This is a genomic window from Mucilaginibacter gynuensis (genome assembly GCF_039541195.1).
Classification (GTDB): Bacteria; Bacteroidota; Bacteroidia; order Sphingobacteriales; family Sphingobacteriaceae; genus Mucilaginibacter; species Mucilaginibacter gynuensis.
In genome coordinates this window covers 84926-101175 of the sequence record NZ_BAABFT010000016.1, presented here as the reverse complement: position 1 = coordinate 101175, position 16250 = coordinate 84926, and the positions used below count along the sequence as shown (strand labels likewise).

11 protein-coding genes are annotated in these 16250 nt (G+C 44.4%); 8 read left to right on the top strand and 3 right to left on the bottom strand.

What is annotated here, in order from left to right; all coding sequences use genetic code 11:
* Positions 1–118: 118 nt before the first annotated feature.
* The 3 genes from ABD894_RS22800 to ABD894_RS22790 all read left to right on the top strand — a co-directional run bounded on the left by ABD894_RS22800 (position 119) and on the right by ABD894_RS22790 (position 3843).
* Positions 119–1717: a S8 family peptidase gene (locus ABD894_RS22800; protein WP_345213397.1), complete on the top strand. Its 1599-nt coding sequence runs from the start codon at positions 119–121 to the stop codon at positions 1715–1717.
* 98 nt (positions 1718–1815) lie between these two features.
* The gene (locus ABD894_RS22795) at positions 1816–2016 is read left to right on the top strand and encodes a hypothetical protein (protein ID WP_345213396.1); all 201 of its coding nucleotides are present in this window, start codon (positions 1816–1818) and stop codon (positions 2014–2016) included.
* Between the two features lie 108 nt (positions 2017–2124).
* Positions 2125–3843, top strand: a complete 1719-nt coding sequence (locus ABD894_RS22790) for a sodium:solute symporter family protein (RefSeq protein WP_345213395.1) — start codon at positions 2125–2127, stop codon at positions 3841–3843.
* A 309-nt stretch (positions 3844–4152) separates the two neighbouring features.
* Here ABD894_RS22790 and ABD894_RS22785 read toward each other — a convergent pair whose 3' ends face one another.
* A complete protein-coding gene (locus ABD894_RS22785) occupies positions 4153–5835 on the bottom strand; it encodes a sodium/sugar symporter (protein WP_345213394.1) in 1683 nt (560 codons plus the stop codon).
* 207 nt (positions 5836–6042) lie between these two features.
* Entirely contained in the window at positions 6043–7665 is a 1623-nt protein-coding gene (locus ABD894_RS22780; RefSeq protein ID WP_345213393.1) for an NADP-dependent glyceraldehyde-3-phosphate dehydrogenase, read from the bottom strand.
* Positions 7666–7859: 194 nt separating this feature from the next.
* Here ABD894_RS22780 and ABD894_RS22775 point away from each other — a divergent pair, with 194 nt between their 5' ends.
* The 5 genes from ABD894_RS22775 to ABD894_RS22755 all read left to right on the top strand — a co-directional run bounded on the left by ABD894_RS22775 (position 7860) and on the right by ABD894_RS22755 (position 14334).
* The gene (locus ABD894_RS22775; RefSeq protein WP_345213392.1) at positions 7860–8465 is read left to right on the top strand and encodes an HAD family hydrolase; all 606 of its coding nucleotides are present in this window, start codon (positions 7860–7862) and stop codon (positions 8463–8465) included.
* A 673-nt stretch (positions 8466–9138) separates the two neighbouring features.
* Positions 9139–11610 carry a TonB-dependent receptor gene (locus ABD894_RS22770; RefSeq protein WP_345213391.1) on the top strand — a complete coding sequence of 824 codons (2472 nt, stop codon included), beginning with the start codon at positions 9139–9141 and terminating at the stop codon, positions 11608–11610.
* A gap of 106 nt (positions 11611–11716) precedes the next feature.
* Positions 11717–12364: a nicotinamide riboside transporter PnuC gene (pnuC, locus tag ABD894_RS22765; RefSeq protein WP_345213390.1), complete on the top strand. Its 648-nt coding sequence runs from the start codon at positions 11717–11719 to the stop codon at positions 12362–12364.
* A gap of 132 nt (positions 12365–12496) precedes the next feature.
* A complete protein-coding gene (locus ABD894_RS22760) occupies positions 12497–13588 on the top strand; it encodes an acyl-CoA dehydrogenase family protein (RefSeq protein ID WP_345213389.1) in 1092 nt (363 codons plus the stop codon).
* Positions 13589–13638: 50 nt separating this feature from the next.
* On the top strand, positions 13639–14334 hold the full coding sequence (locus ABD894_RS22755; RefSeq protein WP_345213388.1) for a hypothetical protein: 696 nt from the start codon (positions 13639–13641) through the stop codon (positions 14332–14334).
* A gap of 159 nt (positions 14335–14493) precedes the next feature.
* On the opposite strand, the gene ABD894_RS22750 is transcribed toward ABD894_RS22755, so the two are convergent.
* Positions 14494–16128, bottom strand: coding sequence for an aminopeptidase P family protein (locus ABD894_RS22750; protein ID WP_345213387.1), 1635 nt, complete (start codon positions 16126–16128; stop codon positions 14494–14496).
* Between the last annotated feature and the right edge of the window lie 122 nt (positions 16129–16250).

The following is a 16250-nucleotide window of genomic DNA, read 5'->3' as shown; positions in this document are numbered from 1 at the left end:
GGTGCAGAAAAGCATCTTTCACCGCTTTTTTGTTTATTATAATTTGTATTAAAAAAGTATTACTTTCAGGGCTAAATAAACATAGCTCAACAAATATTAACCTTATCGCCACGCATACATGATTGTGTATAACCTGATGAAAAAGGCCTGCCTCATAGCCGGCCTGTCGCTACCCTTATTTACCTACGCGCAAAAAGCTGATAAACCCAAAGAGAACTGGCAAAACCTCGATTTAAAAGCCGACGGTGTATTTGGCATAAGTACCGAAAGGGCCTACAATGAACTGCTCAAAAATAAAAAACATGTGCCCGTATTGGTAGGTGTGATTGATGGCGGTGTGGATATTAACCATGAAGATTTAAAACAAGTACTGTGGACAAACCCTGGCGAGATAGCAGGTAATAAAACCGACGATGATAAAAATGGCTTTGCCGATGATGTGCACGGCTGGTGCTTTATCGGTTCGCCGGCGAAGGGGAACATCCAGTATGATAATATGGAACTGGTACGCCTGTTAAGACAGCAGAAAGACAAGTACGAAAACCTTGATTCTACAGCGGTAAAACCTGAAGACGCGGACGGATATAAGAACTACCGCGCCATGAAAAAGGAAGTGGAAGTACAAACCACCAAATACCAAAAGCGGTTAGCCTTTATCAATCGTTTCAGCGAATTACTATACGGTATAATGGGCCAAATGAAAAAGGATAACCCTACCGCGCAGGATTTTAAAGACTTTACAGCCGACAGCGACGCGGAAGCCTACATACGCAAAACAATGATAGACGCATTGGGCGAAATGGACTACGCTACCTTTAAAAAGGACGAAATAACAGGCCCGGCGCAGCGTGCTGGCGAGCAACTGAATTATCACTTGAATTTTAATTTCGACCCGCGCGATACTGTGGGCGACAATTATGCTAATAGTAGTGAACATTTTTATGGTAATTCAGACGTAACCGGTCCGCATAATGAGCATGGTACACATGTGGCGGGTATTATAGCCGCGGCGCGTGATAATAATATAGGTATTAAGGGCGTAGCTAATGACGCGCGAATAATGGTGGTACAAGTGGTGCCAACCGGCGACGAACGTGATAAAGACGTAGCCAACGGCATACGCTATGCTGTTGAGAATGGCGCGAAGGTAATTAACATGAGCTTTGGCAAAACCTACCCGGCCGATAAAAAGGCAGTTGACGATGCCGTTAAATTTGCCATGAGCAAAGATGTATTGATTGTACATGCCGCGGGCAATGAAAATAGCAATCGCGACAAAGCCATCCGTTACCCTAACCGCAACTATGCCGATAACAGCGGCAGCGCTGCCAACTGGATAGAGGTGGGTGCATCATCTTACATTGACGATGAAACTTTGAAAGCGCCGTTTTCATGCTACGGTAAAGAAACCGTTGATGTTTTTGCGCCGGGCGTAAAGATCAATTCATGCGCGCCGGGTTCGGGCTATATTGCGTACGATGGTACAAGTATGGCGTCCCCTGTAGTAACCGGTTTGGCAGTACTTATCCGCTCGTATTATCCTAAATTAAGCGCGGCACAGGTTAAAGAGATCATCATGAAATCGGTTACGCCGGTTAAGCACCAGATAAAAATGAGGGATGGCAGTAAGGAAGTTAAAGTGCCTTTTAGCGATCTGTGCAAAAGCGGCGGTATTGTTAATGCTTACAATGCCCTAAAACTTGCCGAAACCTATTAAGCATACTTTAGGCAAGGCAGGGTAGCTAAAAAATTACCATTTAACATTAGGCATCTATAGCTTAATCAATTAAATTTGCAGCAACACATAAAAAGAACATGGCACAACATCATAACGAACCAAAAGAGGATAACAACTTTTACTCACTTTACTACATTGCAGGTCTTTTAGCCGGCTTATTTGTAGGTGCAATTGTTGACAGAGGCTTAATTTACATCCCAATTGGTGGTGTTTTAGGTTTATTAACCGCTGCATTGTTTATCAGCAAGCTGGTGAAAGGCCGTGAAAACGCCAAATAATAACGAATTACCTTCTTTTATAAATAACTGGAACCAGTTTTACATCCTTGTGGTTGTTTGGCTGGTTTTTCTTATTTCTGTATTTTGGCTCATTACTAAAATGTTTGAATGAGCCTTACCGATTGGATAGTTCTTGCCCTCACCATTTGTTCTATAGTTGGCTATGGCCTGTGGAAAAGCGGCAGCAATAAAAATATCGATCAGTTTTTGGTGGGCAACCGCTCGTTGCCCTGGTATAACGTAGGTCTTTCGGTAATGGCTACGCAAGCCAGTGCCATCACCTTTCTATCGGCACCGGGCCAGGCTTATACCAGTGGGATGAGTTTCGTGCAGTTCTACTTCGGGCTGCCGCTGGCCATGATCGTGCTGTGCATTACCTTTGTACCCATATTTCACCGCCTCAAAGTTTACACCGCTTACGAATTTTTAGAGCAGCGTTTCGATCTGAAAACCCGTGCGCTTACTTCCTTCCTGTTTTTGGTACAGCGCGGGCTTTCAACAGGTATTACCATTTACGCGCCGTCTATCATCCTGTCAACCATCCTGAAGATCGATACCGTTTACACCACCCTGTTCATCGGCAGCATTGTTATATTTTATACGGTGTATGGCGGCAGCAGGGCGGTGTCGTATACGCAGATGCTGCAAATGAGCATCATTTTCGCGGGTATGTTTGTGGCGGGGGTAATTGTAGTGCACCTGTTGCCCGGCAATGTTGGCTTTACCGACGCGCTCAAATTGGGCGGCAAGCTGGGGCGCATGAATGTGATAGACTGGAAGTTTGACCCTGATAACCGCTATACTATATGGAGCGGTATCATCGGCGGCTTCTTTCTGCAACTCTCTTATTTCGGTACCGATCAAAGCCAGGTCGGGCGCTACTTAACCGGCAGCTCGGTGGGGCAAAGCCGCATGGGGCTCATCATGAACGGGCTGATCAAAATACCCATGCAGTTTTTAATATTGCTGTTGGGTGTATTGGTATTCGCATTTTACCAGTTTAATAAGCCGCCGGTATTTTTTAACCGGTACGAGGTTGAAGTAATTAAGAAAAGCAAGCTTGCACCTCAATACAATGCCCTCGAAGCCCAATATGCCGATGCTTTTGCGCAACGGAAATCGCGCGCCGAATTGCTACTTACCGCCATTGATGGCAAAGATGAGCAACAGATCAGCACGGCAAAGCAAGCCCTGAAACAAGCCGACGAAAAAGCCCTGGCCATCCGCAAAGATGCCATCGGTTTAATGAAACAAAATAATGAGCGTGCCGATACGGATGATACCAATTACATCTTCCTCACCTTTGTTACCCAGTACTTACCACAAGGTTTGATAGGCCTGCTGATCGCCATTGTTTTCCTGGCGTCGATGGGTTCAACTGCCAGCGCCCTTAATTCATTGGCTTCAACCAGCGTGGTTGATATTTACAAGCGCATTATTAACCCCAATGCATCCGACAAAAATTACCTGAATGCTTCGCGACTGGCCATTATTATTTGGGGCGTGGCAAGCATTGGCATGGCGCTTTATGCCAGCAAGCTGGGCAACCTGCTTGAAGCGGTTAACCAGTTAGGCTCATACCTGTATGGTACCATTTTAGGTGTATTTGTAGTGGCTTTTTATTTTAAGCGGATAAAGGGCACGCCGGTTTTTATAGCGGCTATTATTACCGAAAGCATTGTATGTGTGCTGGGTTATTACCAGGTGGTGGCGTATCTTTGGCTTAATGCCATTGGTTGCATTGTTTTAATACCGATAGCCATGCTGCTCAATCAGCTCATTCCAAAAAAAAGCCCGGCAGAACCTACAGGTGTTGGAAAATCATAAAGATTATATTGGCTTGTTTCAGCATTACACAAGTAGGCAAACACTTCGCTTATCAGAGATTATTCTGATGAGATGTCGAAATAAAATTGGCAAGGCGGATTATGAAATTGAGTATAACCGGAAATTAGTTGAGATATTAATGATTAGACTGTAGAGAAAGATTTCAATACATATATTGGTGTCTATAGCGAGTAAATTCTCACTGCATTTCTGCTGATAATGGTAATATCAAAAGATATCAACCCCTTTAAAAGCAAAACGGGCTTATGATGTTACATCATAAGCCCGTTTTATATTATTTATTAACACTTACCAAAGTAAGGTATAAAGTGCAACTAATATACCGCACACAATAAGCGCGCCTGCGGTGAATGCTTTGTTGGTTTTGAACATAGATACGTCTATTTCCAGGCCGTTGGTAACTTTGCCTTTTTTGTAATCAAGTGTACTGATGATCCACATACCTATCACGCAAATAATGAATACGAAGCCCATACGGTCAAGGAAAGGGATCTCGTATAGGTAAGTCACCTTATCTTCCTGCAATACTTGTTTTGAGAAACCAAATGGTGCTAAAAATGCCAGGTCGACAAACTTAGGCATCAGTTTAAATATTACCGAGAATATAAAACCGCCTATAGTGGAGAATAATGCCGCTGATGAAGATGCCTTTTTCCAGAAGAAGCCCAGGATAAACATGGCGAAGATACCCGGAGATACGAAACCGGTATATTCTTGTATAAATGTGAAACCACCTTTTTTATCAATCCCTAAAAACGGAGAGATAATGATACCCAGCACCATGGCTACTACTACGGTTATTTTACCAACGTTCACCAGTTTATAATCAGGCGCGTCCGGTTTAATTTTCTTGTAGATATCAAGCGTGAAGATGGTAGCGATACTATTCGCTTTACCGGCCAATGATGCAACCACCGCCGCAGTAAGCGCCGCGAATGATAAACCTTTAAAGCCCGATGGAAGTAAGTTTAACAATACAGGGTAAGCGTTATCATGGTTTTCGGCCAGGCTGTTTGTCATATTAGGGCCTAATACGTTTTCTTTGTACAGTACATAAGCCGCAATACCAGGCAGTACCACAATAACAGGCATCAGTAATTTTAAGAACGCCGCGAACAGGATACCGCCACGTGCAGTCTTCAAATTAGCGCCTAATGCCCTTTGTGTAATATATTGGTTACAACCCCAATAATTTAAGTTTGTGATCCACAAACCACCCAATAATACGGTTAAACCTGGTAGGTCGATATAGCTTGGGTTATCCTTTTTCAGGATCATGTGGAAGTGATCGTTAAACTTGGTATACATTAACGAAAGCCCGTTGCCAACACCTGTGGTACCAAAATGTTCAGATACCTGCGTTACCGCGATGTAGGTAGTGACCAAACCACCCAATATCAGGAAGAACACCTGTATAACATCGGTATAGCCAATTACTTTCATCCCACCTAAAGTAATAATAACGGCAAATACGGCTAATAGAACTAAACACAACTGGAAGTTGATGCCCGATATACCGTTAATGGCGATAGCGCCTAAGTATAAGATAGAGGTAAGGTTAACTATTACATATAAAAGCAACCAAAATATAGCCATAATCATTGCTACAGTGCTGTTATAGCGCTGATGCAGGAACTGCGGCATGGTGAATATCTTGTTTTTAAGGTAAACCGGGATAAAGAAGATCGCTACAATGATCAGTGTCGCGGCTGCCATCCATTCGTAAGCAGAAATGGCTAATCCCATGGTGAAACCGTTACCACTCATGGCAACAAATTGCTCGGCCGAGATGTTAGAAGCGATGAGTGACGCGCCAATAGCCCACCAGGTAAGGGAGCCTTCAGCTAAAAAGTAGTCTTTTGAGGTAGCATCGGCGTTATGCTTGCGCCTGTATACCCAATAACCATATATCGCTACTATTAAAAAGTATACAATAAATACGGCATAATCACTTGTGGAAAGTGTCTTCATTTTTTTAAGTTAGGTTTAATCTGTCAAAGAGACAATTATAGTTTATTTTAATTGGTTTATCAATACCTAAGATATTTGTTGCAATATATAATTTTTGTACGGCAATCAAACACCCGCGTGGTTTGGCAATGGTTTAATAATATTTTTTTAACAAAAACGGCATCCGGGTGGTCCGGATGCCGTTAGTATGCTGCTAAAAGTTTAGCATTATAAAATGTATTTAGTGCTCAGGAAATTGGAATCGTTATCGTTCACAATTTCGTTGATGAGCTGCTTGTTGGTTTCGTTAAGCTTGGTAGCCACCAATGAGCGTATCGAGAATGAGCGCAGAGCGTCATGTACGGATAGCGTACCCTCGGCACTGTCTTTACGGCCGGTGAACGGGAACACATCGGGCCCGCGCTGGCATTGCGCGTTGATGTTTACCCGGCTCACCAAATTCACAAACGGATCAATCAGTGAGGAGATCTCTTTGGCATCGTTACTGAAAATACTCACCTGCATACCATGCGGCGAATCTATCTGGTAAGCGATTGGTTCTTCTATCGACTCGAATGGGATCACCGGGATGATCGGACCGAACTGTTCTTCGCGGTACAGCTTCATTTTTTCGTTAACCGGGTATACCACCGCCGGGAACACGAACGACTCGGAAGTAACACCACCATTTTCGTTGATCACGCTTGCGCCGTTGGCTTTGGCATCATCAATACACTCTTTCAGGTAGTCGGGTTTGTGCGGCTCGGGCAGCGGCGTTATTTTCACATCCTTTTCCCATGGCAGGCCTATCTTCAGGTTTTCAACAGCCTGGCTCAGTAGGCCCAAAAACTCATCGGCTACTTCTTTATGTACAAAAATGATCTTGATAGCGGTACAACGTTGGCCGTTGAAGGATAGCGCGCCCAGTATACACTCACTTACGGCCAGTTTGAGGTCGGCATGTTTGGTAATGATGGCGGCGTTTTTGGCATCTAAACTTAAAACAGCTCTTAATCGGTTAACTTTAGGGTGACTCTTTTTTAAGCCGTTGGCTACCTTGCTTGAACCAATAAAGGCCAGCACGTTGATATTGCCGGTTTGCATCAATCCCGGTGTAACATCCGATCCGCGGCCGTAAATGGTATTCACCACCCCTTTCGGGAACGATTCCTGGAAGGCTTTCAACAACGGGTAGTGCAAAAGTGTACCGTGTTTCGGCGGCTTGAAAAGTATGGTGTTGCCCATTATAAGTGCAGGAATCAGCGTAGTAAAGGTTTCGTTAAGCGGATAGTTGAACGGCCCCATACAAAGCACTACACCCAATGGCGAGCGGCGTACCTGCGCCACAATGCCTTCGGCCATTTCAAAACGGGACGACTGGCGATCGATATCTTTCAAGCCATCAATGGTAGCATTGATGTACTCGATGGTACGGTCGAACTCCTTTGCAGAGTCGGCATAAGATTTACCGATCTCCCACATAATAAGCTTAACGATCAGCGAACGTTGCTCACTCATCTTATATACGAACTTTTCGAGGCTTTTAATGCGGTTGTCAACACTCATGGTTGGCCATTCGCCACGGCCGTTATCGTAGGCGGCCAAAGCGGCATCTAACGATTCCATCGCTTCTTTTTCGGTGCAAATAGGGTAGGTACCTATCAGCTTGCGTTTAAGGCCTTCGCTTGTAGGGATGCAAACCGGCGAATACACTTCGCTCACCGGACCATCCCATTGTTTCATTTCGCCGTTGCTCAGGTATTCGCGCTGGTGTACCTCCTCTATCCTGAATTCTTCCGGAATCCGGTCCTCTTCAATAAATAGTGATCTGATCTGGTCTTGAAAACTCATGGTTGATTGTTTATGGATTTTGTGTTTTAGATTACTAATTCGATGAATTATGGCGGTCTGTTATATAAAATTGCCTAAAACGTTAACAATATCGCAAATTAGAAAAATATATCTGCATAGATTAAGGCATTCGGTCATAATTTAACCATAAATACATGCTCGTTTAACCTATTTTAGCATAAATTTTAAGCTGTATGATCAATACCATCATCTTCGACCTTGGCGGTGTACTTATCGACTGGAACCCGTATCACCTGTACCGCAAGGTATTTAATAACGACGACGAGATTCGCGATTTCCTAGCCTCCGTATGCACGCCCGACTGGAACGAAGAGCAGGATGCAGGCCGCTCCTTAAAAAACGGAACCGATATATTGGTAGCCAAGCACCCGGACCATGAAGACAACATCCGCCTGTTTTACAACCGTTGGGAAGAAATGCTTGGCGGCGCGATAGATGAAACTGTAACGATATTTAAGCAATTGAAAGATAGCGGTAAGTATAAAATATACGCGCTCACCAATTGGTCGGAAGAAACATTTGTACTCACCAAAGCCCGTTATGAGTTTTTGAGCTGGTTTGATGGCATCGTAGTATCGGGCACCGAAAAGATCCGCAAGCCCTACCCCGAATTTTACAAGATACTGCTGGACAGGTACCATGTAAACCCCGAAGAAGCCTTGTTTATTGATGACAGCGCCCGCAACGTTGAAGGTGCCGAAAACCTCGGGATCAGTAGTATTCACTTTACATCAGCCGCGGAATTGAAGAATGAATTGATTAGCAGGGGGATACTTTAAATGGCATTTGCTTAAAAATCAAAAGTGTCACTGCGAAGAAGAACGTAATCCCTCATATTAGTAAATCTTGGAGTGTCGTATCTGCTTTTAACCGCTTTGTTCATTACTTGAGCCTCAAAGTGTAAAAGACTAAGCGAGGCGATATTTGCCCACCGCTCGTTTTCAGTCCACATATATTAGGAAAACCAATTTCATAATCCATCATGCCGAATTTATTTCGGCATCCTATTGAAAGAGTCTCGAAAAGGCAAAGTGTTTACCCTGCACGTGGGATGCTGAAATAAATTCAGCATGACCTTTTTTGTTCTTCCTAATACCTGTTGTATCTTTCCCTACTTTCAGACTTCTCACCCCATCCACCCGACTTATTAAAAAAATTATATATTTGCGCTTATAATTCTCAAGGGGTGCCTTGCTTTGGTTGCAATAACGTACTGCAGAACGTTAATACCAAACTTAAAGACAGGCTGAGATCATACCCATTGTTTTGAGTTAAGAGTTTACAGTTTTCAGTATCCGGTTAGTACATTATAACTCATACTGCATAAACGCCACTCGCAACCAAAACACGAACCTGATCCGGGTAATGCCGGCGTAGGGAGAGGTAACAAGTTAAGTGTACTGCGTATTGCCCTGATGCGGAGATGGTTTAACTAATTTTTATTATTAAAGATTGAAAAATTTATTTGCGGCGATATTCGTCCTGCTGCTGCCTGCTTTGGCATCGGCCCAACTTTCCATATCCGGAAAGGTTACTAATCAAACCGGCGAAGTACTGCCCGGCGCTACCATTACTATTGCAAACCCTGCTCAAAGCAGCGTTGCCAATGCTGATGGAAAGTACAGTTTTAACAATTTAAACAAAGGCACTTACAGTTTAACCGTAAGTTACATTGGTTATTTAGCCGTCAGCAAAACTATTACGCTGAACGCCGCCAGTCGTGTTGCTGATTTTACATTAACCAGCAGCTCGCTCACCACCGAAACCATTACTATTACGGCTACACGTGCAAGCAAAAATTCGCCCACGGCTTTTACCAACTTAAGCAAAAAAGACCTGGAGAAGAACAACCTTGGTCAGGATTTGCCTTACCTGCTTAACCAAACGCCGTCGGTAGTGGTATCGTCAGATGCCGGAACGGGTGTTGGCTATACCGGGATCCGTATCCGTGGGTCTGATGGTTCGCGCATTAACGTAACCGTAAACGGCATTCCGTATAACGATTCGGAAAGCCAGGGAGCTTTTTTTGTGGATGTACCCGATCTGGCTTCGTCTGTAAATAACATACAGGTGCAGCGTGGTGTAGGTACCTCAACTAATGGTGCCGGTGCTTTTGGCGGTAGTATCAACATACAAACCGGCACCCGCCGCGATACCGCCTATGCCGAACTAAACAATACCATAGGCTCGTACAGTACGGTTAAAAACACGGTAAACGTGGGTACAGGCCTATTGGGCGATCATTTTACTTTCGATGGCCGTTTATCGCGCGTACAATCTAACGGCTATATCGACAGGGCTTCATCAAATCTTAAATCGTACTTTTTAAGCGGCGCTTATTATGGCAAAACAGCTACTATCCGTGCAAACGTATTTACAGGTTACGAGCGTACCTACCAGGCCTGGAACGGCGTGCCCGACTATGTGATCGGCGATAATTCCATCCAGAACAATCGTCGTTACAATGAACTGGGTTATATCTCCGAAAATAATTATTATAAAGACCAGGTAGACGATTATACCCAGCACCATTACCAGTTGCTGTACGATCAGCGCATTACGCCCGAATTAACCTTTAGCGGAGCCCTGCACTATACCAAGGGCGCGGGTTATTATGAGGAATACTGCAAAGATGACGACTTGCAAGGTACTTATGGCATAACGCCGGTAATTGTAGGCGGCGATACCATTGCCAGTACCAATTTGGCGCGTCGCCGTTGGTTAGATAATGATTTTTATGGCGTTACCTATTCCCTTAAGTACAATCCCGGCAAGCTGAACCTTATTGTGGGCGGCGCTTATAACAAGTACGATGGCGACCATTTCGGCAACGTAATTTATACGGAACAAAGCGCGGGCATCGGTCCTAATTATGAATACTACCGCAATAATGCCAAAAAGAACGATTTTAATATTTTTGCCCGTGCAGAGTACCAATGGGGCAAAGTATTACTATATGGCGATGTACAGTACCGCAACGTATACTACAAAATTTACGGGCCCGAGAACAAGCAGCAGTTTGTAAACGAACTGGCCAAATTCAATTTTGTTAACCCTAAAGCGGGTGTTACTTACCAGATTGATCAGCATAACAACGTATACTTCTCTTTCGCGGTAGGTAATCGCGAGCCTAATCGTAATGATTATACCGACAGGCTGGCCGATCAGAACAAGCCGAAATCAGAGAATCTGAAAGATTTTGAACTGGGTTACCGTACCACGCAAAGCAATTTCAGCGCGGGCATCAACGCTTATTATATGCTGTACAAAAACCAGCTGGTAATTACAGGTCAGTTGAATGATGTAGGTTCGCAGATCCGCAAAAATGTGGATGATAGCTACCGGGCAGGTATTGAGGTGGATGGCCGCGTGAAGATCACCAACCAATTAAGCTGGGCTGCCAATGCTACCATCAGCACTAACAAGATCAAAAATTTAAGCCAGGCTTTGAGCAATACTACTGAAGATTATGCCCCGCTGCCACCGGTGCCGCAGTTTTTCAGCAAAACCAATATCGCCTATTCGCCATCGTTTATCGGCGGTAGTGAAATTACGTTTGCACCGGTTAAACGCGGCAGCATCGCGTTCATCAGCAAGTATGTAAGCAAGCAATATTTGGACAATACCTCGAACGTTAATCCCGATGGTATTACCACTTCGCCGGATGTGGCCAATAATTCGTACGCGGTTAACCGTTTCCTGAAATCGTACTTTGTGAGCGATGTAAGGCTCAACTATAACTTCAGCGTAAGCGGTGTTAAAAACATAGGCCTTACCTTATTGGTTAATAACGTATTCAGCAAAAAATATGAGGCCAACGGCGCAACGTATCCGGGTGTAACCGCAGGTACGCTGTATAATTACAACTACTTTTTCCCGCAGGCCACACGCAATTTGCTGGCATCGGTTAGTTTAAGTTTCTAACATGTTAGAATCAGGATACAAGAGTTAAGAGACAAGATCAAGCAATCTATGCTTTGTGATATCTTCTGATTCTTGTATCCTGATTCTTACTCTTACATCTCAAGAAATGCAATACTGGATAGATTTGTTTATATCACAATTTAAAGAAACCACCTGGCTGCAATGGGTAGCTGTGGTGTTTGGCGTGGCCGAGGTATTGCTGGCGCGGGCCAATAAAATATGGCTTTACCCTGCCGGGTTAGTAGCCACCACTATATCGGTGTATTTACTGGTAGATGTGCAGCTTTTTGCCGAAGCCCTGCTGAATGTTTATTATATAGTAATGAGTGTTTACGGCTGGATATACTGGGTGCGCAAACGCGACCAGCCACCTGTACCCGTAAGCTACAGCACCCGAAACGAATGGTCTACTACACTGGCTATCGTATTTGGCGGCTGGCTGGTGCTGTATTTGGCGCTTAAACATTTTACCCCCTCAACAGTACCGGTATGGGATGCCTGGGTATCATCAACCGCGTGGGCAGGTATGTGGCTGCTGGCCCGCCGCAAAATAGAGAACTGGATATTGCTTAATATAAGTAATCTGTTCGCGGTGCCGCTGCTGTTCCATAAGCAGTTACCGCTGTTCGCGTTGTTAACTATTATACTATTTGTGGTAGCCATTTTTGGTTACTTTGATTGGAAAAGATCGGAGAGAGAAACAGGAATTAAGATACAGGAATCAGGACAAGAACCTGAAACCAGCTTATTGTGATTCGAGCTCTTGACTCTATACTTTAAAAAGAAGCAAGAATTAAGAAGCAGGAATCAGGACAAGGTCTGAAGCAAACCTTTCCTGATTTACTTTCCTTCTTGCTTCTTGACTCCATACTCTTTATTCTCAAAAATGACGCATCCCTCAACATACTTAAAACCCGAATGGGTACAAACCATCCGCGACTCTGTACCGGCTGCTGAAAAGGCAGGCAAATTACAGCCCGATCAACTGGCACTTATTTATGAGCAGCAATGGTTTAAGTTTTTAGTCCCGAAGGCTTATTCGGGCTTGCAACTGGCATTGCCCGAACAGGTAAGGTTGGAAGAAGCGCTAAGCTGGGCCAGCGGCAGTCTGGGTTGGGTGGTTACCTTATGCAGCGGGGCGGGATGGTTCGGTGGTTTTTTAGGGGCGGATGTTGCTGCCGAAATATTTAACAACCCACAGCTTTGTCTGGCAGGCAGCGGCGCGGCCACCGGCACCGCTACAATTACCGATGGCGGTTACATCATTAACGGGAGTTGGATGTATGCCAGCGGCGCGCACCATGCTACACACTTAACGGCCAATTGTAGTATTTATCAAGGCGATGAGCCTGTGTTAAACAGTGATGGCACTCCGCTGGTGTTACCGTTTATTTTCGACAGGGCGGATGTTAGTCTCTTCTCCGCCTGGAAATATGTAGGCATGATGGCAACCGGAAGCGATGGCTATGAGGTGAAAAATCTGTTTGTAAAGCAGGATCGTTGTTTTAAGATAGATCCTGATTTTTCTGTGATTGATGACCCGCTTTACAGGTACGCTTTTCTGCAACTGGCAGAAGCTACCCTGGCCGCCAACCTATCCGGATTGGCAGTGCATTTTACCGACCTGTGCGGGCCCATATTTGAAGAAAGGGCAAGTCGCGAAAAAACGACAGAATCGCAAAAAGCATTATTAAAGGAATTACTGCAACAAACCATCAGCAATTTAGAGCAATGCCGTTCGGCATTTTATGAAGCGCTTGATGCATCCTGGCAGGCTATCAGCAATAATATTTTAACCGAAGCCGAATTGCAACAGGTAAGCGCAAGCAGCAGAAGATTGGCCAAAGCCGCCCGCGAAAGCGTGGACAGCCTGTATACCTATTGTGGGTTGAAAGCGGCTAATCCGGATACCGAGATCAACCAGGTTTGGCGCGATATGCATACCGCCGGGCAGCACTCTTTGTTAACGATTAGTTGATATGCCTTTTGGCGGATAATGCTTAATTTAGACAGCCTAAGCCATGCTGTATGAAAACCGACCTCGACCTGCTTATTGAATACTACGAAACCGAAAAGCAAGCGCTGGAAACCCAGATAAAATTAGCGGTAGCCGAGGGCGAATATTTATCGGCAGATTATAACGCTACTGCCTTACGGGAGGTTAACAGGATGGTAGGACTTCTGAATGAATTTAAAACTCCGGGCTATATGGAGTTACAAGAGTTAAGGTACCGGCTACAAAATTTAGAAGCAATGAGCGCCGATAAAGCTCGATTCGCTCCATCATTTGTTATAAAGCACATTGAAAGCACAGAGGCTAATATAGCACGTACCCTCGCTCAAATAAAAAACACACCATTATTCGATACCCAAGAGGTTGACGATGCCCTGTTTGCGATCTACGAAGGTAAATGCGTGGGGTTCAAATTAGTTATTAAAAAGTCTGTAGATATGCACTTTAAGTTCTCATTGCATCATCGTCATTTACTGGCCATCTCGTTTCAGGTAACTGAAGAAATTGACACATATTTAATGGACAATTATGCGGCACAGTTTACTAAAGTGGGTTTTATCTATGGCGACAATAACCTGTTCACCTTTTATTATAATATGGCAAACTTTAAGGATGCCACTCCCATAAAAACAGAGATAGCTAAATGGCTATACGATATACTATACAATGTAGAATTTGACAATCCGGCTACGCTGGAGTATGTATACTAACATATCGCGCTTTCAAGACTTACGAAGTTTCAAAAACCTCGTAAGTCTTTATCTAATTTCTCTCTTAACTCCGCGCAAACCTCCTTAACTCCGCGGTTAAAAAATAACGGCGAAGAAGATCTCTCCCTATGGCCGAGATGACAGGATTTTTAAATCCCCCTATTTCTTCGTATCCAGATCGGGGAATTTGGCGGTATCAAATATGCTTGGTTGTGCGGCCATCTTTTCTACATCCTGCCATTTGCGTGGGGCGTCGGCAGATAGGTTAGTGCCTTTATCTACACCTATTAAAATATCATCTTCAATACGTACGCCAATGTTCCACCATTTTTTGTCGCATGGGCTACCGGCCGGGATATAGATACCAGGTTCTACCGTGATCACCATGCCAGCTTTCAGTTCGCCATCATAAGCGCCTTTGTCGTGCACATCCAAACCCAAATGGTGCGATACACCATGCGGATAATATTTGCGCAGTTCAGCGGCGGTTTTTATAAGGCCGAGTTTGATCAGGCCATTAGCCAATATTTCACCGGTTTTAGTTTCGAAGTCGCTGTAGGTTACACCTTGCTTGCATAGCTTAAATACTTCTTCCTGCGCATCGTACACCAGTTGATAAATGGCTTTCTGCGCTTCGGTAAACTTGCCATTGGCAGGTATTGTGCGGGTAACATCGGCGGAGTAACCATGATATTCGGCACCTACATCGAGCAATACCAGTTGATTATCCAGGTGCATGCGGCTGTTTTCTTCGTAGTGTAAAATACAACCATTGCCCCCCGCGCCGATGATCGGTGGATAACCTTCATCTTCGGCACCGTAATTTTTGTGTACATACAGCAGGATACCTTCCAGTTCCCGTTCAGACATGTTAGGCTTTACCGCCTTCATCACCTCGGCATGTGCGATAGATGATATCCTGATAGATTTTTTCAGCAGATCCAGCTCTTCCGGTGTTTTTATCCCGCGTAATTGGGTCGTGTACTCCGTAAACTTTGCCATGCTCGAAAAATCAGCATTGATTTTCGCTTTTACGGTCACCAAAGTAGCCGAATCGGGCTTGCTTACCAGTAGCTGTATCAGTTCATTTTTTTTGTAAGCCTCGTTGTTTAACTTAGGCTTAAGGTAGTTCAATATACGGTCGATATTTTGGGGTGTGCCCCGCTGATTGATCAAATTAAGATCGCTCAATAATTGTTTATCCACATCGGGCACACCGGCTTTGGCTTTGAATGTGCTTATTAACGCTTTTAATCCTCCGGCGCCATCTCCTGTAGCATCATCGGGTAACTTATCATAGATTATGCTGCTAAACTTTTTCAGGTCGACAGGGAAATTTGCGAAAGCATCACCATTATAAACACGCTTAAAACCCAGCTGTGTTTTGGTGCCCTCAACGCCTAACCGCTTACCTGTCCATTGTTCACGCTGCGGGTCGCGCTTGCGCACAAAAAACAATTCGTTATAACTGCTGTCGCCCGCGGCCTGGGTATCTTTAAATACCAGCAATACGGCATCCGGTTCTTTATAGCCCGAAAAATAATACAGATCGGGGTTAGGGTGGTATACGTAATTAACATCGTTTGAAAATAGCCGCTCCGGATAGGCAAATATCACCGCTACCGAGTTGGCAGGCATCAGATCGCGCAGTGCTTGCCGCCTGCCCGCATGGAACGCCGCGCTCAGATAATCTTTGGGTGTATCTTCGGCTGTTTTAGCGGTTTGCGAAAAGCCGGTGAAAGCACCAAGGCAAATGGCAGCAGCAAGGACTAATGATCTATTTAACAACTTCATTGTTTTGTGTATTGCGGAAGGTTTAAAAACAGGTTTAATATACATATATTATTATCAACCCAAAAAAACAGGGCGTTAATGAATGTAACAATCAACTATTATTAACCTTAATAGTAGTTTAA

Coding starts and splice junctions, on each gene's coding strand:
- ABD894_RS22750 (WP_345213387.1), bottom strand. CDS start 16,128: ATGAAGTTGTTAAATAGATCATTAGTCCTTGCTGCTGCCATTTGCCTT.
- ABD894_RS22780 (WP_345213393.1), bottom strand. CDS start 7,665: ATGAGTTTTCAAGACCAGATCAGATCACTATTTATTGAAGAGGACCGG.
- ABD894_RS22800 (WP_345213397.1), top strand. CDS start 119: ATGATTGTGTATAACCTGATGAAAAAGGCCTGCCTCATAGCCGGCCTG.
- ABD894_RS22795 (WP_345213396.1), top strand. CDS start 1,816: ATGGCACAACATCATAACGAACCAAAAGAGGATAACAACTTTTACTCA.
- ABD894_RS22775 (WP_345213392.1), top strand. CDS start 7,860: ATGATCAATACCATCATCTTCGACCTTGGCGGTGTACTTATCGACTGG.
- ABD894_RS22760 (WP_345213389.1), top strand. CDS start 12,497: ATGACGCATCCCTCAACATACTTAAAACCCGAATGGGTACAAACCATC.
- ABD894_RS22790 (WP_345213395.1), top strand. CDS start 2,125: ATGAGCCTTACCGATTGGATAGTTCTTGCCCTCACCATTTGTTCTATA.
- pnuC (WP_345213390.1), top strand. CDS start 11,717: ATGCAATACTGGATAGATTTGTTTATATCACAATTTAAAGAAACCACC.
- ABD894_RS22755 (WP_345213388.1), top strand. CDS start 13,639: ATGAAAACCGACCTCGACCTGCTTATTGAATACTACGAAACCGAAAAG.
- ABD894_RS22785 (WP_345213394.1), bottom strand. CDS start 5,835: ATGAAGACACTTTCCACAAGTGATTATGCCGTATTTATTGTATACTTT.